Source organism: Paracoccus shandongensis (genome assembly GCF_017315735.1).
GTDB lineage: Bacteria > Pseudomonadota > Alphaproteobacteria > Rhodobacterales > Rhodobacteraceae > Paracoccus > Paracoccus shandongensis.
This window is the reverse complement of sequence record NZ_JAFLRK010000034.1, coordinates 30,596-46,615: the sequence shown is the minus strand read 5'-3', so window position 1 is coordinate 46,615 and position 16,020 is coordinate 30,596. Positions and strand designations below refer to the sequence as shown.

The following is a 16,020-nucleotide window of genomic DNA, read 5'->3' as shown; positions in this document are numbered from 1 at the left end:
GCCCCCGGCGGCGGCCAGCGTCGGCGCCAGCATCGCGCCGGCCAGCCCGAAGGCCCCTGCCAGCACCACGGGCGCCCCTGCCAGCAACCCTTGCCCGGGCCCCCCGCCGTCCAGCGCCAGGAACCCCAGGGCCAGCATGGCCGTGCCAATGCCCGTCAGCAGCAGCGCGGGCAGCGCCAGCCCGGGCCGCGCCAGGGGCCGCGCGCACAAGACCGGCGTGAACTGGATCAGCGCGCCCAGCATCATCTGGCACAGCCAGCCGAGCGCAAAGAGATGCACGGCCGCCAGCCCCGCCCCGCCCGACCAATCGCCCGGCCCCCCCGCCCCGGCCACCGCCGCGCCAAGCGAGACAACCAGAAACGCCAGGGCCGAGGCGAACCACGCCAGCGTCCAACGGGAAAGCTGTTTGCCGATCATGCGAAAGGGCCCCGGATTGCAGAGCGCCAGCATCGCCCGGACGCAGGGGCCCGTCTTTGCGGGCGAGCAAACAAGCGGTCAACTTGCCCGGCAACCAGAGGCGTGCTTGACGACGGGCGTTCAGGCCCCATCCGGGTCAGAGGCCTTGTTTCCGGGATCGGTGCCGGATCGCTTCCTGCCCCCGTCTCCTTGCGCAACAGGAATTCGCTGCGCATTGCTTTGCAGGCCGCCGGTGCATCCCGGTGCCGCCCTTGAACCCGCCCGACAGGTCCAGCCGGTGCCTGCGGCTTTCGGCGCAGCCCATGGGGCCGTCGCATGGCACGCCCGGCCGGTTCCGCGTCACCGGCGCCCCGGTGATCAGAACCCGCGCATCAGGCTTGGCGTCTCGGCGGGAAGCTGGCGCGCCAGGAAACCCATCGGCCCGTGACGTTCGGACAATCTGCGGCCTGCCTCGCCGTGCAGCCAGACGCCCCAGCAGGCGGCTTCCCAGGGGCCAAGACCCCGCGCGCTCAGCCCCGCGATGATCCCGGTCAGCACATCCCCCGAACCGCCGGTGGCAAGCCCCGCGCCGCCGCCGCCGTAAAGCGCGATGTCGCCCTGCGGGTTCGCCAGCATGGTCGTCGGCCCCTTCAAAAGCACCACCGCGCCCAGATCCCCGGCCAGCCGCACCAGCATCCTTTCACGGTCCTTCGTCACCGCGTCCCGGTCTTGCCCGGTCAGCGCCGCCATCTCTCCGGCATGGGGGGTCAGGATCAGGCGGCCCGCCATGCGGCGCAGCAGGGCCATCCGGTCATGGCCGGCGGCCACGGCGGCCGCGTCAAGGATCACGCTGCACGCGTCCGTGCGCGGCAGGACCGCATCAAGGATCCGTCCCGCCGCATCGGCGGACCCCATCGCCGGGCCGATCGCCAGGCAGTCGCAACTCTCCAGCAGGGGTTCCACAGGGCCGGTGCCCGCGATATCGCCGGCCTTGTCCGTGGGCAGGGCGAAGATCCCCGCCTCGGGCAGCAGCACGCCCAGGGGGATCGCCAGCATGTCCGGCACGGCCAGCTGCACCTTGCCCGCGCCGGACTGGAACGCCGCCTCGGTGGTCAGGCGCACCCCGCCCGGCACCCGTGCCGAGCCGCCGATCAGCAGCACCCGGCCGCGTTCGTTCTTGTCGACATCATCATGAACCGGCAGCGGATGGGCCCGCAGCCATGCGGCGTCCAGCGGGGTGGGCGCGCCGCTCATCCCCTGCTTCCCGCGATGGCGTCGGGGTTCGAGGTGACGGGCGTCTGGTCGGCCACCATTGGCGCGATGGTGTTGTAGCGGATCAGCTTCATCTCTCCGTCGCCTTCCCCGGTTTCGGCAAAGCGGTATTCCGTGATCGAACAGTTGGCCACGTCCCCTTCCGCGTCGATGGCCAGGATCTCCTCCTCGGTCAGCCCCTCGATGATGTAGCGCAGGCACAGCACCACGACCTGATGGGCCACGATCATCACCCGGCAGCCGCCATGGTGCAGCCCCACGGTGTCAAGCAGAGAGCGCAGGCGGAAGATCACGTCGCACCAGCTTTCGCCGCCGGGTGGGCGGTGGTAGAACTTGCCCAGCAGCAGGCGCAGCTCGGCCTGCTGCGGTTCCTCGGTGCGCACGCCCATGGTCGTCAGCCCGTCGAGGATGCCGAACTCCTTTTCGCGCAGGCGCTCGTCCAGGCGCAGGGGTAGGCTGGCCCGGCAACCGCCCGCGTCGCGAAAGATCTCGGCTGTCTGCCGCGCGCGCAGGTAAGGCGAACACATCAGGACATTGGGCCGCGCGCCTTCCTCGCCTTCCGCGAACCATCGCCCCAGGGCGCGCGACTGGTCGCGCCCCAGATCCGAAAGCGGGATGTCCACGTCGCGGGCGCTCAGGTCGATGCGGCGCTGTCCCGCCTCGTGCGCCTTGTCGCGGGCCACATTGCCCGCGCTTTGCCCGTGGCGCACCAGCCACAGCCGTTCCGGCCATCTTGGCGTCATGGTCATGCCTGCCCCCGCATGGTGTCGGGGGCCAACGAGCGAAGGCGGGCAACGGTTCAGTCGCCCGACCGCAAATCATCCCCGGGATCCGTTCCGCGCCGAAGGCCTTGCGGATCGGCTGCGCGCCGGTGAAGCCCTTCAACCGTCCCCCATGGCCGCCTGGAACAACGCCCGGGTGTTCCCGGCGGTCATCGCGACCGGATTGCCGCCGCAGGACGGGTCTTCCAGGGCCATCGCGGTCAGTTCGTCCAGGCGGTCCGCCTGGACCCCCATCGCGGCAAGCCCCTTGGGGATCCCCAGGTCCGAACACAGCGCCACGACCCGGGCCCGAAAGCCGTCAAAGCCGCCGGGGATGCCCAGATAGGCGGCGGCGGCTTTGATCCGGTCCTCGATGGCGGGGCGGTTGAACTCCAGGACGGCGGGCATCACGACGGCATTGGTGGTGCCGTGATGGGTGCCGTAAACGGCGCCGACCGGGTGGGACAGCGAATGGATCGCGCCCAGGCCTTTCTGGAAGGCCACCGCGCCCATCAACGCCGCGCTCATCATGTGGGCGCGGGCCATCAGGTTGCCGGGGTCGCGATAGACCACCGGCAGGTTCTCGAAGACCAGCCGCATCCCTTCCAGCGCGATCCCCTGGCTCATCGGGTGATAGTGCGGCGAGGAATAGGCCTCCAGGCAATGCGCCAGGGCATCCATGCCGGTGCCCGCGGTGATGGGGGCGGGCATCCCGACGGTCAGTTCGGGGTCGCAGATCGTGACCGTGGGCATCAGGCGGGGGTGGAAGATGATCTTCTTGCGATGGGTTTCGGAATTGGTCAGCACGCCCGCGCGCCCGACCTCGCTGCCCGTCCCGGCGGTGGTCGGCACGGCGACGATGGGGGCGATGGCAGCCGCGTCGGCGCGGGTGAACCAGTCGTCCACGTCCTCCAGATCCCAGACAGACAGGCCGGGGCGCTGCGCGGCCATCAGCGCGATCATCTTGCCCAGATCCAGCGCCGATCCGCCACCGAAGCAGATCACCCCGTCATGCCCGCCCGCCTGATAGGCGGCAATGCCCGCCTGCATGTTGGCCTCGGTCGGGTTGGGGTCCACGTCGGAAAAGACCGCCCGCCCAAGCCCCGCGCGGTCCAGAACGTCAAGGGCCGTGGCGGTGATGGGCAGGGCAGCCAGCGCGCGGTCGGTGACCAGCAGCGGGCGGGACAGGCCCGCGGCGCGGGCGTGGTCGGCCAGTTCCGAAATCCGGCCCGCGCCGAACTTGATGGCGGTCGGATAGGACCAGTTGCGGTTGGGAACATCTTGGGTCATGTCACGCCCTTTTCAGGTGATAGGATTTCGGGCGGGTCACGGACAGATAACCCAGCCAGGACAGGCTGCCGCCGCGCCCGGTGTCCTTGCAGCCCGACCAGCAGAGCGCCGGGTCCAGATAATCGGCGCGGTTCATGAAGACGGTGCCGGTCTGGATCCGCGCGCCGATGCGGGCCGCCGCATCGGCGTCGCACGTCCAGATGCTGGCTGTCAGGCCGTAAGGGCTGTCGTTCATCAGGCGCACCGCCTCATCGTCGTCCGGCACGCGCATGATGCCCACGACCGGGCCGAAGCTTTCCTCGACCATGACGCGCATGGAATGATCCACGTCCACCAGCACCTGCGGGGCCAGATAGGCGCCGCCGTCGTCCTGCGGGAAAAGGCCTGGGTCGATCAGCGCGCGGGCGCCCTGCCCCACGGCCTCGGCCACCTGGTCGCGGACAGTCCGGGCGAAGCGGACATGGGCCATGGGGCCAAGCGTGGTGGCCGGGTCCAGCGGATCGCCCAGTCTCAGCGCGTTCACCCAGGCCACGGCCTTTTCCACGAAGGCGTCATAGAGGCTGTCATGGACATAGATCCGTTCGATCCCGCAGCAGCACTGGCCGGAATTGAACATCGCCCCGTCCATCAGGCCTTCCACCGCCGCGTCCAGGTCGGCATCGGCGCGGACATAGCCCGGATCCTTGCCGCCCAGTTCCAGCCCCAGGGCCACGAAGGTGCCCGCCGCCGCCCGTTCGATGGCACGCCCCCCCGCGACCGATCCGGTGAAGTTCACGAAATCGAAGGCCCGCGCCGCGATCAGGCCTTCGGTGGCCGCGTGATCCAGCACGATGTTCTGGAACACGTCCTGCGGCACGCCGCCTTCGTGGAAGGCCTGGGCCAGCCGTTCGCCCGCCAGCAGGGTCTGGCTTGCGTGCTTCAGCACCACGGCATTGCCCGCGATCAGGGCGGGAACAACCGTGTTGATCGCCGTCAGAAAGGGATAGTTCCAGGGCGCGATCACGAAAACCACGCCCACGGGTTCGCGCGCCAGGACACGGCGGAAGCTGGCGCTGTCCTCGATGACCTTCGGGGCCAGCGTTTCGGCGGCAATGTCCGCCATGTAGTCGGTGCGGGCGTTGACGCCGCCCATCTCTCCCGCGCCGAAGCGGATGGGGCGGCCCATCTGCCGGGCCAGTTCCGTGGCGATGTCGTCCTTCATCGCGGTCAGCGCGGCGACGCCCGCCTTGACCCGGGCGATGCGGTCCTCCAGCGGGCGGGCGGCCCAGTCCGCCTGTGCCGCACGCGCGCGGGCGGCGACGGCCCGGGCGGCGTCAGGGTCCAGCGGCGTGCGCCGGACCAGCACCGATCCGTCGATGGGGGAAATCAGGTCTATGTCTTTCATGGTCGGTCCTGTCAGGCGCGTTCCAGCAATCGGCGCAGGTCGTGGTCGGTGACGATGCGGTCGGTCTCGGCGATCTCCCATTCGGCGGCGTGGTGGTAATGGTCAACCACCTCGTCGCCAAAGGCGCGGCGGTAAAGGTCCGAGGTTTTCAGCCGTTCGGCGGCCTCTCGCAGGGTCCGGGGCACTTCGGGAACGCCTTCGGCCCGGTACATGTCGCCCTGCATCGGCGGTTCCAGCTCCAGCTTGCGCTCGATCCCGTCAAGGCCGGCGGCCAGCAGCGCGGCGCAGGCCAGATAGGGGTTGGCGTCGGCCCCGGGGATGCGGCATTCGACGCGCACGGCCCCCGTCCCCTCGCCGCAGACGCGGAAACCGGCGGTGCGGTTGTCGCAGGACCAGACGGCCTTGGTGGGCGCGAACAGCCCCGTGCAGAACCGCTTGTAGCTGTTCACATAGGGCGCAAGGAAGACCATCATCTGGTCGGCCCCCGCCAGTTGCCCCGCCAGGAAATGCTTCATCACGGCCGACATGCCGTGGCCGTCGTCCGGGTCGTGGAAGGCGGGCTTGCCGCCCTGGAACAGCGACTGGTGGACATGGGCGGCCGATCCCGCCTTGGCGGTGTCGTATTTCGCCATGAAGGTCACGGACTTGCCGCGCGACCAGGCGATTTCCTTGACGCCCTGCTTGATGATCGTGTGGTTGTCCGCCGCGTCCAGCGCGTCGGAATAGCGGTGGTTCACCTCGACCTGGCCCGCATCGGCCTCGCCCTTGGTGCTTTCGATGGGGATGCCCGCGCCATACAGGTGGTTGCGGACGGCGCGCATCACGTCTTCCTCGCGCGTGGTCTGGAGGATGTGGTAATCCTCGTTATAGCCCGAGGACGGCACCAGCCCGGTGATGCCGCCGCGCAGGCTGTCATAGCTGTTGTCGAACAGGTAGAATTCCAGCTCCGTCGCCATCATCGCGTCGAAGCCCATGTCGCGCGCGCGGGCGACCTGGCGCTTCAGGATCGCGCGGGGCGAGACCGCGATTTCCTGGTGCGTGTGGTGGTCCAGCAGGTCGCAGATCACCATGGCGGTGCCCGGCAGCCAGGGCAGGCGGCGCAGCGTGGTCAGATCCGGGCGCATGACGTAATCGCCATAGCCCTGTTCCCATCCCGCGCTGCGATAGCCCGGCACGGTGTTCATCTCCATGTCCAGGGCCAGCAGATAGTTGCAGCAATGGGTTTCCCTGTGGCCGCCGTCCAGGAAGAAGCCGGCGTGGAAACGCTTGCCCATCAGGCGGCCCTGCATGTCGGGAAAGACCACCAGCACGGTGTCGATGTCGCCCCCGTCAAAGGCCGTTTTCAGGCTGTCGAGTGTCAGGTTTGCAGGCATGATCGTCCAATCCCAGGGATCACGCCGCCGGGCATCGGCACCCGGCGGCAGCGGCGTCAGCTATAGCGATAAGGGCGGCCCGCCTTGGCCATCACGTCGTTGTATTTCTTGAAAATCTCGACCACCTTGGCCTTGACCTTGGATTCGGCGGCGATCTCGTCCCAGAAGGCGCGGGCCTTTTCCTCGACCGTGGCCCATTCAGCGTCCGGGATCGAGGTCAGTTGCAGCTTGGGACCGTTCACGCGCAGATCGGCCTCGCCGCCCCAATACCACCACTGGCGATAGTAATGGGACTGCTCGAAGCAGACCTCCATCAGCATCTTCAGCTTGTCGGGCACCTCGGCCCAGCGGTCGGCATTGGCGAAGAAATGCCCGATCCACGCGCCCGAGATGTTGTTCGTCAGGAAGTATTTCGTCACGTCCGCCCAGCCGACGGTGTAATCCTCGGTGATGCCCGACCAGGCGATGCCGTCCAGTTCGCCCGTCTGCAGGGCCACCTGGATATCCTCCCACGGCAATTGCATGGGCACGACGCCGAATTGCGACAGGAAGCGGCCCGCGGTCGGGAAGGTAAAGACCCGCTTGCCTTCCAGGTCGGCGAGGCTGTTGATCGGTTCCTTGGTGGCGAAATGGCAGGGATCCCACGCCCCGGCCGAGATGTGCCTGACGCCCACCGCCGCGTATTCCTGTTCCCAGATTTCCTTCAGGCCGTACTGGTTGAACAGCACCGGCACATCCAGGCTGTAGCGGCTGGCAAAGGGGAAATAGCCGCCGAAGACCGTCACCTCGGTCGGCGACTGCATCGAATCGTCGTCGGATTGCACCGCGTCGATGGTGCCGTTCTGCATGGCGCGGAACAGTTCCGACGTGGGGACAAGCTGGTCGGCGTAATACAGTTCGATCTGCATCTGGCCTTCGGCGATGGCGTTGAAGCGGTCGATGGCGGGCTTGACCACATGCTCGCCCAAGGCGGCGCCGGCATAGGTCTGCATCCGCCAGCGGATCGGCGCGCCCTGGGCATGGACGGCGGGCGCGGCCAGGGTGGCGGCCCCTGCGGCCAGGGGGGCGGTCATCAGGAACTTGCGTCTTGTCGTCATCCGAACCTCCGATGTGTTGGGGAAAGGGGCGGTTCACCGCCCTGTTGTTTATTGTCCGTAAACCTGCCCCGGCAGCCACAGCGCGATCTGCGGAAAGGCCATGATGATCGCCAGCGTCAGGATCATGATGCCGACGATCGGCACGATGGATCGGTAGATGTCGCCCAGGCTGACATGATCCGGGGCAAGCGCCCGCATCAGGAACAGGTTATAGCCGAAGGGCGGCGTGATATAGGCGATCTGGCAGGTGATCGTGTACAGCACGCCATACCAGATCAGGTCGAATTCCAGCGCGCGGACCAGCGGGATGTAAAGCGGCGCGACGATCACCAGCATGGCCGTGTCGTCCAGGAACATCCCCAGGATCAGGAAGGACACCTGCATCAGGATGATGATCTGCCACCGCGTCAGGCCCAGGTCGTCCAGAAAGAAGGACTCGATCGCGCGCACCGCGCCAAGGCCGTCGAAGACCGCGCCAAAGGCCAGCGCCGCCAGCAGGATCCACATGAACATGCAGGTCACGTTCAGCGTCCCGCGCAGGCAGGTTTCCCAGATGGCCCGCGTCCAGCGGCCCTTGAACACCGCCACCAGCGAGGCGATGACCGCCCCGATGACGGACGATTCGACCAGGCTCACATGGCCCGTGACGAAAGGCCCCATCATCGCGCCGAAGATGACCAGCGGGGTGATGCCCGCGCGCAGCAGGCGCAGCCTTTCGCCCCAGGTGATGCCCGCCCGTTCCCCGGCCGAAAGGCGCGGCGCAAGGCGCGGGTTCAGCCCGCAGCGGATCAGGACATAGACGATGAACAGCCCCGCCATCAGCAGGCCCGGAAAGACGCCCGCCAGCCACAGATGCCCGACCGGCTGGCGCGCGATCATTGCGTAAAGCACCAGCACGATGGACGGCGGCACCAGGATCCCCAGGGACGATCCCCCCTGGATGATGCCCGTGACCATCACCTTGTCGTAACCGCGCCGCAGCATTTCCGGCAGGGCGATGGTGGCGCCGATGGCAAGGCCCGCGACCGACAGCCCGTTCATCGCCGACACCAGCACCATCAGCAGGATGGTTCCCACCGCCAGGCCCCCCGGCACCGGGCTGAACCAGACATGGAACATCCGGTAAAGGTCGTCGGCCATGCGGGTTTCCGACATGACATAGCCCATCCAGACGAACATCGGCAGGGTCAGCATCGGAAACCAGTTCATCAGCTTGATGGCGCTGGTGAAGGCCAGGTCGTATCCGCCCCGGTCCCCCCACAGCGCGATCGCCGCGATCACGGCGACAAAGCCGATGCCCGCAAAGACCCTCTGGCCCGTGATCAAAAGGGCCAGCATGCCCAGGAACATCGAAATGGCGATCATCTCATGGGACATCAAAGCCGCCCTTCGGGGATGGGGGTGCCGCGCAGGGTCGCGATGTCGCGGATCAGGAAGGCCACCGATTGCAGCAGCATCAGGAAGGTGCCCGCGCAGATCACGATCTTGACCGGCGCCATGTAGGGCCGCCAGACGGTGCGCGACCGCTCGCCGATCTCAAGGGCATAGATCGTGCTTTCGATCCCGCCCCACAGGATCGTGCCCAGAAAGACGATCAGGGCCAGGACCGTCACGCAGTCCACGGCGGCGCGCCTGCGGGCGGACCAGCGGGAATACAGCAGGTCCATCCGCACATGGGCGCCCCCCATCAGCGAATAGGCGCCCCCCAGCACGACATAGGCTATCATGGTGAACTGCGCCATTTCCTGGGTCCACAAGGCGGGCCGGAAGAAGGCCTTGGCGATGACCGACCAGGCCAGCACCCCCGCCAGCACGAACAGCAGATACAGCGCCATGCGCCCGACCCGGCGGTTGACCGCCTCGACCAGGCGCACGAAGCCAAGGGCCAGGGCCGGCATCAGCGGCCCCCTTGCGGCAACAGGACATCGGGCGCGGAAACGCGCGGAAATGGCGGCAAGGCCACGATTCTTCTCCCTGTTTTTGGACCAGCGTCCTCTTGGATCTTGCGTTCTGTCAAGAATTTTTCATTTCATTCGTTTCTGACAGGATCGTTCCAGAACCCGGAGGGCGTCGTGACCATCGAACAGCGGATGCGCGCCAGCCTTCCGTCGCTGACCCGGGCGGAACGGCAGGCGGCGACGCATATCCTGTCGCATTTCCCGATGTCGGCCCTGGGCTCGATCACCATGCTGGCCAGCGCGGCCGAGGTTTCGGCGCCGACCGTCGTCCGGCTGGTGCAGAAGCTGGGCTTCAAGGGCTATGCCGACTATCAGGCCGCGCTCCGGGCCGAGGTGGGGCGCCTGCTGGCCGCGCCTTCCGCTCTGCCCGGACAGGCGCCGCGCCTCCATCCCATGCAGGCCTTCGCGGCGCAGGCGATCGCCAACATCCAGATGACGCTGGACCAGATCGCGGCCCCCGAATTCGACGCGGCCGCCGCCCTTCTGGCCGACCCGGGCCGCCACGTGGCCATCATGGGGGGGCGGCTGACCCATGCCCATGCGGGCTACATGGCGACGCTGCTGCGCGTGATCCGGCCGGGGGTCACCTGTGTCTCGGACCACCCGACCGGCTGGCAGCAGGCGCTTCTGGACCTGCGGACGGGGGATGTCGTGGTGATCTTCGACATCCGCCGATACGAGGCCAACGCCATCCACATGGCCGAACTGGCGGCGCGGCAGGGCGCAAGGATCGTGCTGGTCACCGACCACGGGCTGTCCCCCGCCGCGGGATATGCGCACCACATCCTGCCCTGCCGCATCACCATGCCGGCGGCCTGGGATTCGACGGTGACGATCCTCATGCTGGTCGAGGCGCTGCTGGGCCGCGTCCAGGGCCATTGCGCCGATCAGGTCCAGGACCGCCTGAACCGGCTGGAGGATGTCTTCGCCAAGACCCGCATCTTCCGGACCCCCACGCCCGAGCGGTAGGGCATGGCCGCCGTTCCCGGGGGGTTCCCCCTGCCCCGCCCGGCCCGGCGGCCCTGCGCGCCATGACGCCGATGAACAACCGCCAGCCGCAACGCGACGCCACGCAGGCCCGGGCAGCGCGTGCAGGACAGGACGGCGGCCCTGCCGCAACCCTTTCGCGCCAGGCGCCTTGTGGGGCATGACAGGCACCGTCCTTTGTTGTCACGGGCTTTCCCACGCGGTCTTGCGGTTCCCGCTCGTCTTCGCGTCATGAAGGTTACGATGGGCCGGAAACCCTTCGTCGCGCCATCCGCCTGATCTGCCCCTTTGGCGATGACGCTGGCGGCTTCTTGAAACAGCCTGGGCGCGCTGGCCCCAGAGGCGACCTTGGGTGCCGAAAGAGTTTCCCGCGTCTGAAGCCGCGTCCCGTCAGATTGGCCGTAAAGACCTCGGCGGGGGTTCGGAAACCGAGGCACATGGCAGGGTGTGGCGTTCAGGCCGGGAAGATGCAAGCCGCATGGGCAATCTGTCATGGCCACCGGTGCATCTCTCTGCCGAACCTCGTAGCCAGGCGTATCGCCTTGACCGAGTTCGCCCGGACGTCCGCCCGCTTTCGTCCCCTCCCATGACCAAGGCGGATTTCCGAGCATCTTGGCCACGACAAGTCGGCTGTCTCTCGCTCCTCTCTGACTCCGTCGGCGGGTAGCCTGACTCCAGATCAACTCTCTTGTGATAAGGATTAACTAGCGATTTTTCCTTACGACCGCTAATAATAAGATTATTGCGGTTTACCTGACAAAGCTGAATTTCTGTGCTGCTCGACGCCAACAGCGCCTTGCGCGAAGCGAGCAGCACGTTGAAAGATCCTGAGGGGGCACCTGCAGACAGTAGAAAGCGCCAGCAAACATTGTGTGTTTGGCATAGCCCTCCTAATAATTTACCCCATCTCAGACCTTCTCAAACGGCCGTTTCCTTGCGCGATACAAATGTGTATAAACCCCCATCCGCCCCCCTCCTGGAGCCCTCCTCATGCCGCTCATTCGCTATGCCCGCGTCTCGACCCTCGAACAGACCCTTGATCCGCAGCTGGCCGAGCTGCGTCAGGCGGGCTGCGCCCTGATCCACGAGGAGCACGCCTCGGGCGCCGACCGCACCCGCCCGGCGCTTGCGCGGCTTCTGGCCACCATCCGGCCCGGCGACACGCTGGTGGTGGTGCGGCTCGACCGGCTGGCGCGCTCGCTTTCGCATCTCTTGCAGGTGATCGAGACGCTGGAGGCGCGCGGCGCGCATTTCCGCTCGCTGGGCGATCCCATCGACACGGCCACGCCGCAGGGCCGCTTCTCGCTGCAGGTGATGGGGGCCGTGGCGGAGCTGGAACGCGCGCTGATCCGCGAGCGGACCAAGGCGGGCCTGCGCTCGGCCCGCGCCCAGGGGCGGGTGGGCGGCAATCCGGCGCTGCGGGCGGGCGACCGCGAGGCGATCCGCAAGCTGCGCCTGGCGCGCGACGAGGGCTATTTCCGCAAGCTCGAGGCTGGAGCCGAGGGCTGGCTGCCCGTGGTGCGCCGCCACCGCCCGGCGATGGCCTGGGACGACCTGGCGCGCCTTGTCAGCGCCCGGACGGGCCAGCCCTGGTCGGTGGAGCGGCTGAAGCGCGCCGCGCGGCGCTATGTGCGCGACGGGCTCTTGCCCGAGACCGTGCTGGAGCGCGCGCCGCGGCGCGAGGCGGGCGAGCGGCTGCTGGCGATCGTGGCGGGGATGCGGCACGCCGATCCCGACCTGACGCTGGCGGGCATCGCCACGCGGCTGGAGCAGATGCGCGAGCGCACGCCGCGCGGCAATGGCAAGTGGTTCCCCTCGACCGTGCGGCTGCTGCTGCAACGGGCCGAGAAAAGGGGCATGATCGGCGGGGCGGGAGGGGCGTAGGGCCCCTGCCTTCAGCCGATCTGGTCCAGAAGCGCCGCGACCGCCGCTTCCAGCTTGCGTCGGTCCACGGTAGTGAAGTCGCGCGGCAGGCGGATCTCCAGCCGGCCGTTGGCAGCGGTGCATTTGGCGTTCCCTTGGGGGCGCGGGATCTGGAAGGTGGTCTTGGCGCGGCCCTCGGGCAGGGCGGGGCGCGGGGGCCTGGCCTCGGCCGGGCTGTCCTCGGGGGTGTCCGCCCCCTGCCCCGCGAAGCGGCGCAGCACGTCCAGCTCGTCCTTGATCGAGCGGGTGTCCCAATCCTTGAACTCGGCGGCGATGGCGGCGGCCAGGCCCGGCATCTCGGCCAGGCGCTGCGACAAGGACAGGCCCAGGGCGCGGGGGATTTCCTGGGGATAAAGCAGCACCTCGCCCAGGGCCTGGACCAAGGGGATGAAGTTGCGGATGTAGCTGCGCTTCTGGTATCCGGCGGACTTGAACAGGACCGCCACCGCGCGGTCGGGATCGTGCTCGGCGGTCTGCGGGTCCATCGCGTAATGCAGGGCCAGCTGCGCCATCTCGGCAAACGAGATGTCCTTGCGCACCATGTTCTCATCGACCATGCGGCGATAAAGCTGTTCCAGCGCGTCGCCCCGCGCGGCGATGCCCGCCGGGATGCGGCCCCAGGCCTCTGCGTCGCCGGTGTCCTCCAGCAGCTTGCGGAAGGCGCAAAGGCGGCGCCAGCCCTGGATCAGCTCGTACCGGCCGTCCCTGCCCGGCTCGACCCGGATCGGGTTCGACAAGCCGATGTCGCGGATCGACTGCACTAGCTCGGCAAGCTCGAAATCCGCCGCCGGGGCGCGGTCGCGGATCAGCTTGTGGGTGTCGATGGCGTCCAGCGGGATCAGGTCGACGATCAGGCCCGCGCGCTTCAGCCGCACATGTTCCTGCGCCAGGGCATCGTTTTCGGCCCGGATGCTGGCTTCCAGCAGGGCGCGGTCGCGGGTGGATTCGGCGGTTTCCGCAATCGCGGTCGCCATGGGCCCACGGCGCTGCGGGGTGTCCCCCGCCTTCCCCGCGGGGAAGACCTCGGCTTCATCCGAGGGAACCTCGATCTCGAACATGCGGCGCTTGCGGGTCATGCATTGTCCTCCAGCTTGTCCCAGGCAGCCAGCACATGGGATCGGAATTCCTCGTAAGCCTGATCAAAGGTCGCGCGCGCGCGCCGCCAGGTGCCGCGCGTCATCTCACGATAGTCGATTTCATAAACGGAACTGAGAAAGCGCCCCGACTGTTCGACGGCGCGGGTCAGTTCGATGGGATGCCGGGCCATGCGGTCGCCGAAGACCTGGCGGAAGGCGCCCAGCATGGCCTGGTGCAATTCGTTGGCGGGTTCGAACCGCGTCATCAGGAAGCGGATATCCGCAAAGGCCTTGGGCAGGGCGATCTTCCCTGTGGGGAAGTTTTCGAAACCATGGGACAGATCCTCCAGCGCCTCGGCCAACTGGCCGATGAAGCTGGTGGTCGAGTCGTATTCCCAATAGCCAGGGCCCGATGGGATATAGAGCATGTCGGCCGCGAAGACCGCGTTCATGGATTGATAGCCGATGGCGGGCGGGCAGTCGAACAGGATCAGGTCGTAAGCATCGTCCGGCAGGCTGTCCAGGAATCGGGACACGGCGCCGAAGAAGGTCCATTCGGGATTCAGGTGCCGGTACTGGGCGCTTGCGAATTCCACAAAGGCCGCGTTGGCGCAACTGGGCACGATGTCGATGGTGGGCCAGGCGGTCGGCTTGATGAAGTCGGCGGGACGCAGCGAGCCGAGGCCCATGTCGCGGATCGAGGCAGGCAGCTTGCGCCGGGGCAGGGCGGTGCCGCTTTCGGCGCCTTCGGCGGCGGCGTTCATGCGGTCGGTTTCACGCTCCAGGTCGCGGGCCATGATGCCCCAGACGGTGTGATCCTCGCCCACGTCGTTCAGGCCCATCGAATGGGACAGCGTGGCCTGAGGGTCGAAATCGACCACCAGCACCCGGTATCCGTCAAGGGCTGCGGCATGGGCGAAATGCAGGGCCACCGTGGACTTGCCCGCGCCGCCCTTGAAGTTGGCGATGGCTGCGCGGAAGGCGCGGCGGTTCGCCGGGCGCGGCGGCATCAGGGATTTCTTGCTGACGCGGATGCGGCGGCGCAGTTCATTGATCTCGTCCAAGGAAAACCACCGCTGGCGACCGTCCTCCTCAACTTCCCCGCCGGGAAGGTTCGGGTCGGCGGCCAGCTTGCCCCGGAAGGTTGACTGGTTCATGCGGAAGATCAGCTCGGCCACCTCCCAGCTTGAGAATCGGCGCAGGGTCTTTTCGTTGTCCGGGCTGAAAGTCTGGCGGCGGATCCATCCCTGCATCTTCAGGGACTGGGCCTGCAGGCGGGAAAGGTCTTGGTGCGTGTACATCATGGGCCTGTCGCAAAGGACGCTGATCGTCGTCTGCTCCGCTTTTACGCTGGATTTGCGTTCTTGGCAAAAGGCAAGTTCACTGAAGGCGCAGTCTAGCACAAGCGCAGCAGCCGTTGCGCGAATCGGTCATTCAGCGCGCGCGGGGCGTTGCGGCACGGGACACAATAATTGGGGGACAGCCGGCAGGCTGCCTCGAGGGATTGGGGGACATCAGCGTCCAAATGGGGGACACGCTGTATGTCCCCCTATACCAATGATACCGATTTCTTTCCTGCATCAAGCGGGCGGCAGATGCGCAACGGGCCGAATCTCTTGACAGAATCGAAAGGCTGGACGCAAATGAGGGGGCGATGACGAAAAGCGTTTGAAGCGGCCTTTGGAAACAGGAAGGGCGTCACCGCAGGGGCAGTTCGAACACAAGGCGGGACAAGGGCGATGCAGCGGATCCGTGCCGTCGGCCGAGAGGCGGCGGCAAAGAAATACGACATCCTGTCGGCCATGATGGCCCACGCCCTGGCCGGCGATCCGGCCGACCAGCGGCTGGTGCTGCGTCTGATGGCGCTGATCACCACGCGCTACAACTGGCAGGCGGACGAGCTGGTGGTGGGCCAGCGCGAGATCGCCCGGCTGTGGTGCGTGGACGAACGCACCGTCAAGCGCGACATGGCACGGCTGCGGGCGCTTGGCTGGATCACCGTCAAGCGGCAGGGGGCGCGGGGCCGGGTGTCGATCCTGGGGCTGGATCTGGACCGCATCCTGCTGGACAGCCGCCCCGCCTGGCCGAATATCGGGCCCGACTATGTGGCCCGCATGGGGGGCGAGGGTGACGCGCCCGCCCCCGACCGCACCGTGGTCCCCTTCCGCCGCCCCGAGGTCGCGGCGGCCGAGGGCCTGTGGGGCGCGGCCCGCGCGCATCTGGCGGCCGAGGACCGGGCGCTGTTCGACGCCTGGTTCGCGGGCCTTGTGGATGGCGGAGTCGAGGGAGGCTGCCTGCTGCTGGTCGCCCCCAGCCGGTTCCACGCCGCCTATCTGCGCACCCATCTGCTGGAGCGGCTGCGCACCGCCGTCCGCCGCGCGGGCGGCACGGGGGTGCGGGTCGAGGCGGGGCAGGGCGGCTGAGGCGGCGCTGACCTGTCTTGACATGCATCAAGGCTGCGCGGACGGTTGCGGTCCTATCCTTGGCGCTTCAGCAGCAGGAT

Annotated in this window: 14 protein-coding genes; 3 read left to right on the top strand and 11 right to left on the bottom strand. The window is 67.7% G+C overall.

Translation table 11 applies throughout. The annotated features are described in order from the left end of the window. The 9 genes from JX613_RS16540 to JX613_RS16500 all read right to left on the bottom strand — a co-directional run. On the bottom strand, positions 1-417 hold a 417-nt coding region (locus JX613_RS16540), incomplete at its 3' end, for a hypothetical protein (protein WP_207102570.1). 357 nt (positions 418-774) lie between these two features. Further along, positions 775-1,650 carry an NAD(P)H-hydrate dehydratase gene (locus tag JX613_RS16535; RefSeq protein ID WP_207102569.1) on the bottom strand — a complete coding sequence of 292 codons (876 nt, stop codon included), beginning with the start codon at positions 1,648-1,650 and terminating at the stop codon, positions 775-777. Then, positions 1,647-2,411, bottom strand: a complete 765-nt coding sequence (locus JX613_RS16530) for a histidine phosphatase family protein (RefSeq protein WP_207102568.1) — start codon at positions 2,409-2,411, stop codon at positions 1,647-1,649. Before JX613_RS16530 ends, JX613_RS16535 begins: the two co-directional genes overlap by 4 nt. Before the next feature lie 138 nt (positions 2,412-2,549). Continuing rightward, positions 2,550-3,719, bottom strand: coding sequence for an iron-containing alcohol dehydrogenase (locus JX613_RS16525; RefSeq protein ID WP_207102567.1), 1,170 nt, complete (start codon positions 3,717-3,719; stop codon positions 2,550-2,552). A gap of 1 nt (position 3,720) precedes the next feature. Further along, positions 3,721-5,103: an aldehyde dehydrogenase family protein gene (locus JX613_RS16520; protein WP_207102566.1), complete on the bottom strand. Its 1,383-nt coding sequence runs from the start codon at positions 5,101-5,103 to the stop codon at positions 3,721-3,723. Positions 5,104-5,114: 11 nt separating this feature from the next. Continuing rightward, the gene (locus tag JX613_RS16515; protein WP_207102565.1) at positions 5,115-6,476 is read right to left on the bottom strand and encodes a glutamine synthetase family protein; all 1,362 of its coding nucleotides are present in this window, start codon (positions 6,474-6,476) and stop codon (positions 5,115-5,117) included. Between the two features lie 56 nt (positions 6,477-6,532). Next, positions 6,533-7,573, bottom strand: a complete 1,041-nt coding sequence (locus tag JX613_RS16510) for a TRAP transporter substrate-binding protein (RefSeq protein WP_207102564.1) — start codon at positions 7,571-7,573, stop codon at positions 6,533-6,535. Between the two features lie 48 nt (positions 7,574-7,621). After that, on the bottom strand, positions 7,622-8,950 hold the full coding sequence (locus JX613_RS16505; protein WP_207102563.1) for a TRAP transporter large permease: 1,329 nt from the start codon (positions 8,948-8,950) through the stop codon (positions 7,622-7,624). Then, complete coding sequence (locus JX613_RS16500; protein ID WP_207102562.1) at positions 8,950-9,471, bottom strand: TRAP transporter small permease subunit; 522 nt, start codon at positions 9,469-9,471, stop codon at positions 8,950-8,952. The genes JX613_RS16505 and JX613_RS16500 overlap by 1 nt, the downstream gene beginning before the upstream one ends. A 174-nt stretch (positions 9,472-9,645) precedes the next feature. Here JX613_RS16500 and JX613_RS16495 point away from each other — a divergent pair, with 174 nt between their 5' ends. Both JX613_RS16495 and JX613_RS16490 read left to right on the top strand, forming a co-directional pair. Further along, positions 9,646-10,500, top strand: coding sequence for a MurR/RpiR family transcriptional regulator (locus JX613_RS16495; RefSeq protein ID WP_336512321.1), 855 nt, complete (start codon positions 9,646-9,648; stop codon positions 10,498-10,500). 1,008 nt (positions 10,501-11,508) lie between these two features. Further along, positions 11,509-12,402, top strand: a complete 894-nt coding sequence (locus tag JX613_RS16490) for a recombinase family protein (RefSeq protein ID WP_207102561.1) — start codon at positions 11,509-11,511, stop codon at positions 12,400-12,402. Between the two features lie 11 nt (positions 12,403-12,413). On the opposite strand, the gene JX613_RS16485 is transcribed toward JX613_RS16490, so the two are convergent. Together JX613_RS16485 and JX613_RS16480 are read right to left on the bottom strand one after the other, a co-directional pair. Then, positions 12,414-13,517 carry a ParB/RepB/Spo0J family partition protein gene (locus tag JX613_RS16485; protein ID WP_207102560.1) on the bottom strand — a complete coding sequence of 368 codons (1,104 nt, stop codon included), beginning with the start codon at positions 13,515-13,517 and terminating at the stop codon, positions 12,414-12,416. Then, entirely contained in the window at positions 13,514-14,818 is a 1,305-nt protein-coding gene (locus tag JX613_RS16480; RefSeq protein WP_207102573.1) for an AAA family ATPase, read from the bottom strand. The genes JX613_RS16485 and JX613_RS16480 overlap by 4 nt, the downstream gene beginning before the upstream one ends. Positions 14,819-15,256: 438 nt before the next feature. On the opposite strand from JX613_RS16480, the gene JX613_RS16475 reads away from it, so the two are divergent. Continuing rightward, positions 15,257-15,940, top strand: a complete 684-nt coding sequence (locus JX613_RS16475) for a hypothetical protein (protein WP_207102559.1) — start codon at positions 15,257-15,259, stop codon at positions 15,938-15,940. The last annotated feature ends 80 nt before the right edge of the window (positions 15,941-16,020 follow it).

Coding starts and splice junctions, on each gene's coding strand:
- JX613_RS16485 (WP_207102560.1), bottom strand. CDS start 13,517: ATGACCCGCAAGCGCCGCATGTTCGAGATCGAGGTTCCCTCGGATGAA.
- JX613_RS16525 (WP_207102567.1), bottom strand. CDS start 3,719: ATGACCCAAGATGTTCCCAACCGCAACTGGTCCTATCCGACCGCCATC.
- JX613_RS16480 (WP_207102573.1), bottom strand. CDS start 14,818: ATGTACACGCACCAAGACCTTTCCCGCCTGCAGGCCCAGTCCCTGAAG.
- JX613_RS16515 (WP_207102565.1), bottom strand. CDS start 6,476: ATGCCTGCAAACCTGACACTCGACAGCCTGAAAACGGCCTTTGACGGG.
- JX613_RS16500 (WP_207102562.1), bottom strand. CDS start 9,471: ATGCCGGCCCTGGCCCTTGGCTTCGTGCGCCTGGTCGAGGCGGTCAAC.
- JX613_RS16520 (WP_207102566.1), bottom strand. CDS start 5,103: ATGAAAGACATAGACCTGATTTCCCCCATCGACGGATCGGTGCTGGTC.
- JX613_RS16510 (WP_207102564.1), bottom strand. CDS start 7,573: ATGACGACAAGACGCAAGTTCCTGATGACCGCCCCCCTGGCCGCAGGG.
- JX613_RS16505 (WP_207102563.1), bottom strand. CDS start 8,950: ATGTCCCATGAGATGATCGCCATTTCGATGTTCCTGGGCATGCTGGCC.
- JX613_RS16530 (WP_207102568.1), bottom strand. CDS start 2,411: ATGACGCCAAGATGGCCGGAACGGCTGTGGCTGGTGCGCCACGGGCAA.
- JX613_RS16535 (WP_207102569.1), bottom strand. CDS start 1,650: ATGAGCGGCGCGCCCACCCCGCTGGACGCCGCATGGCTGCGGGCCCAT.
- JX613_RS16475 (WP_207102559.1), top strand. CDS start 15,257: ATGCAGCGGATCCGTGCCGTCGGCCGAGAGGCGGCGGCAAAGAAATAC.
- JX613_RS16490 (WP_207102561.1), top strand. CDS start 11,509: ATGCCGCTCATTCGCTATGCCCGCGTCTCGACCCTCGAACAGACCCTT.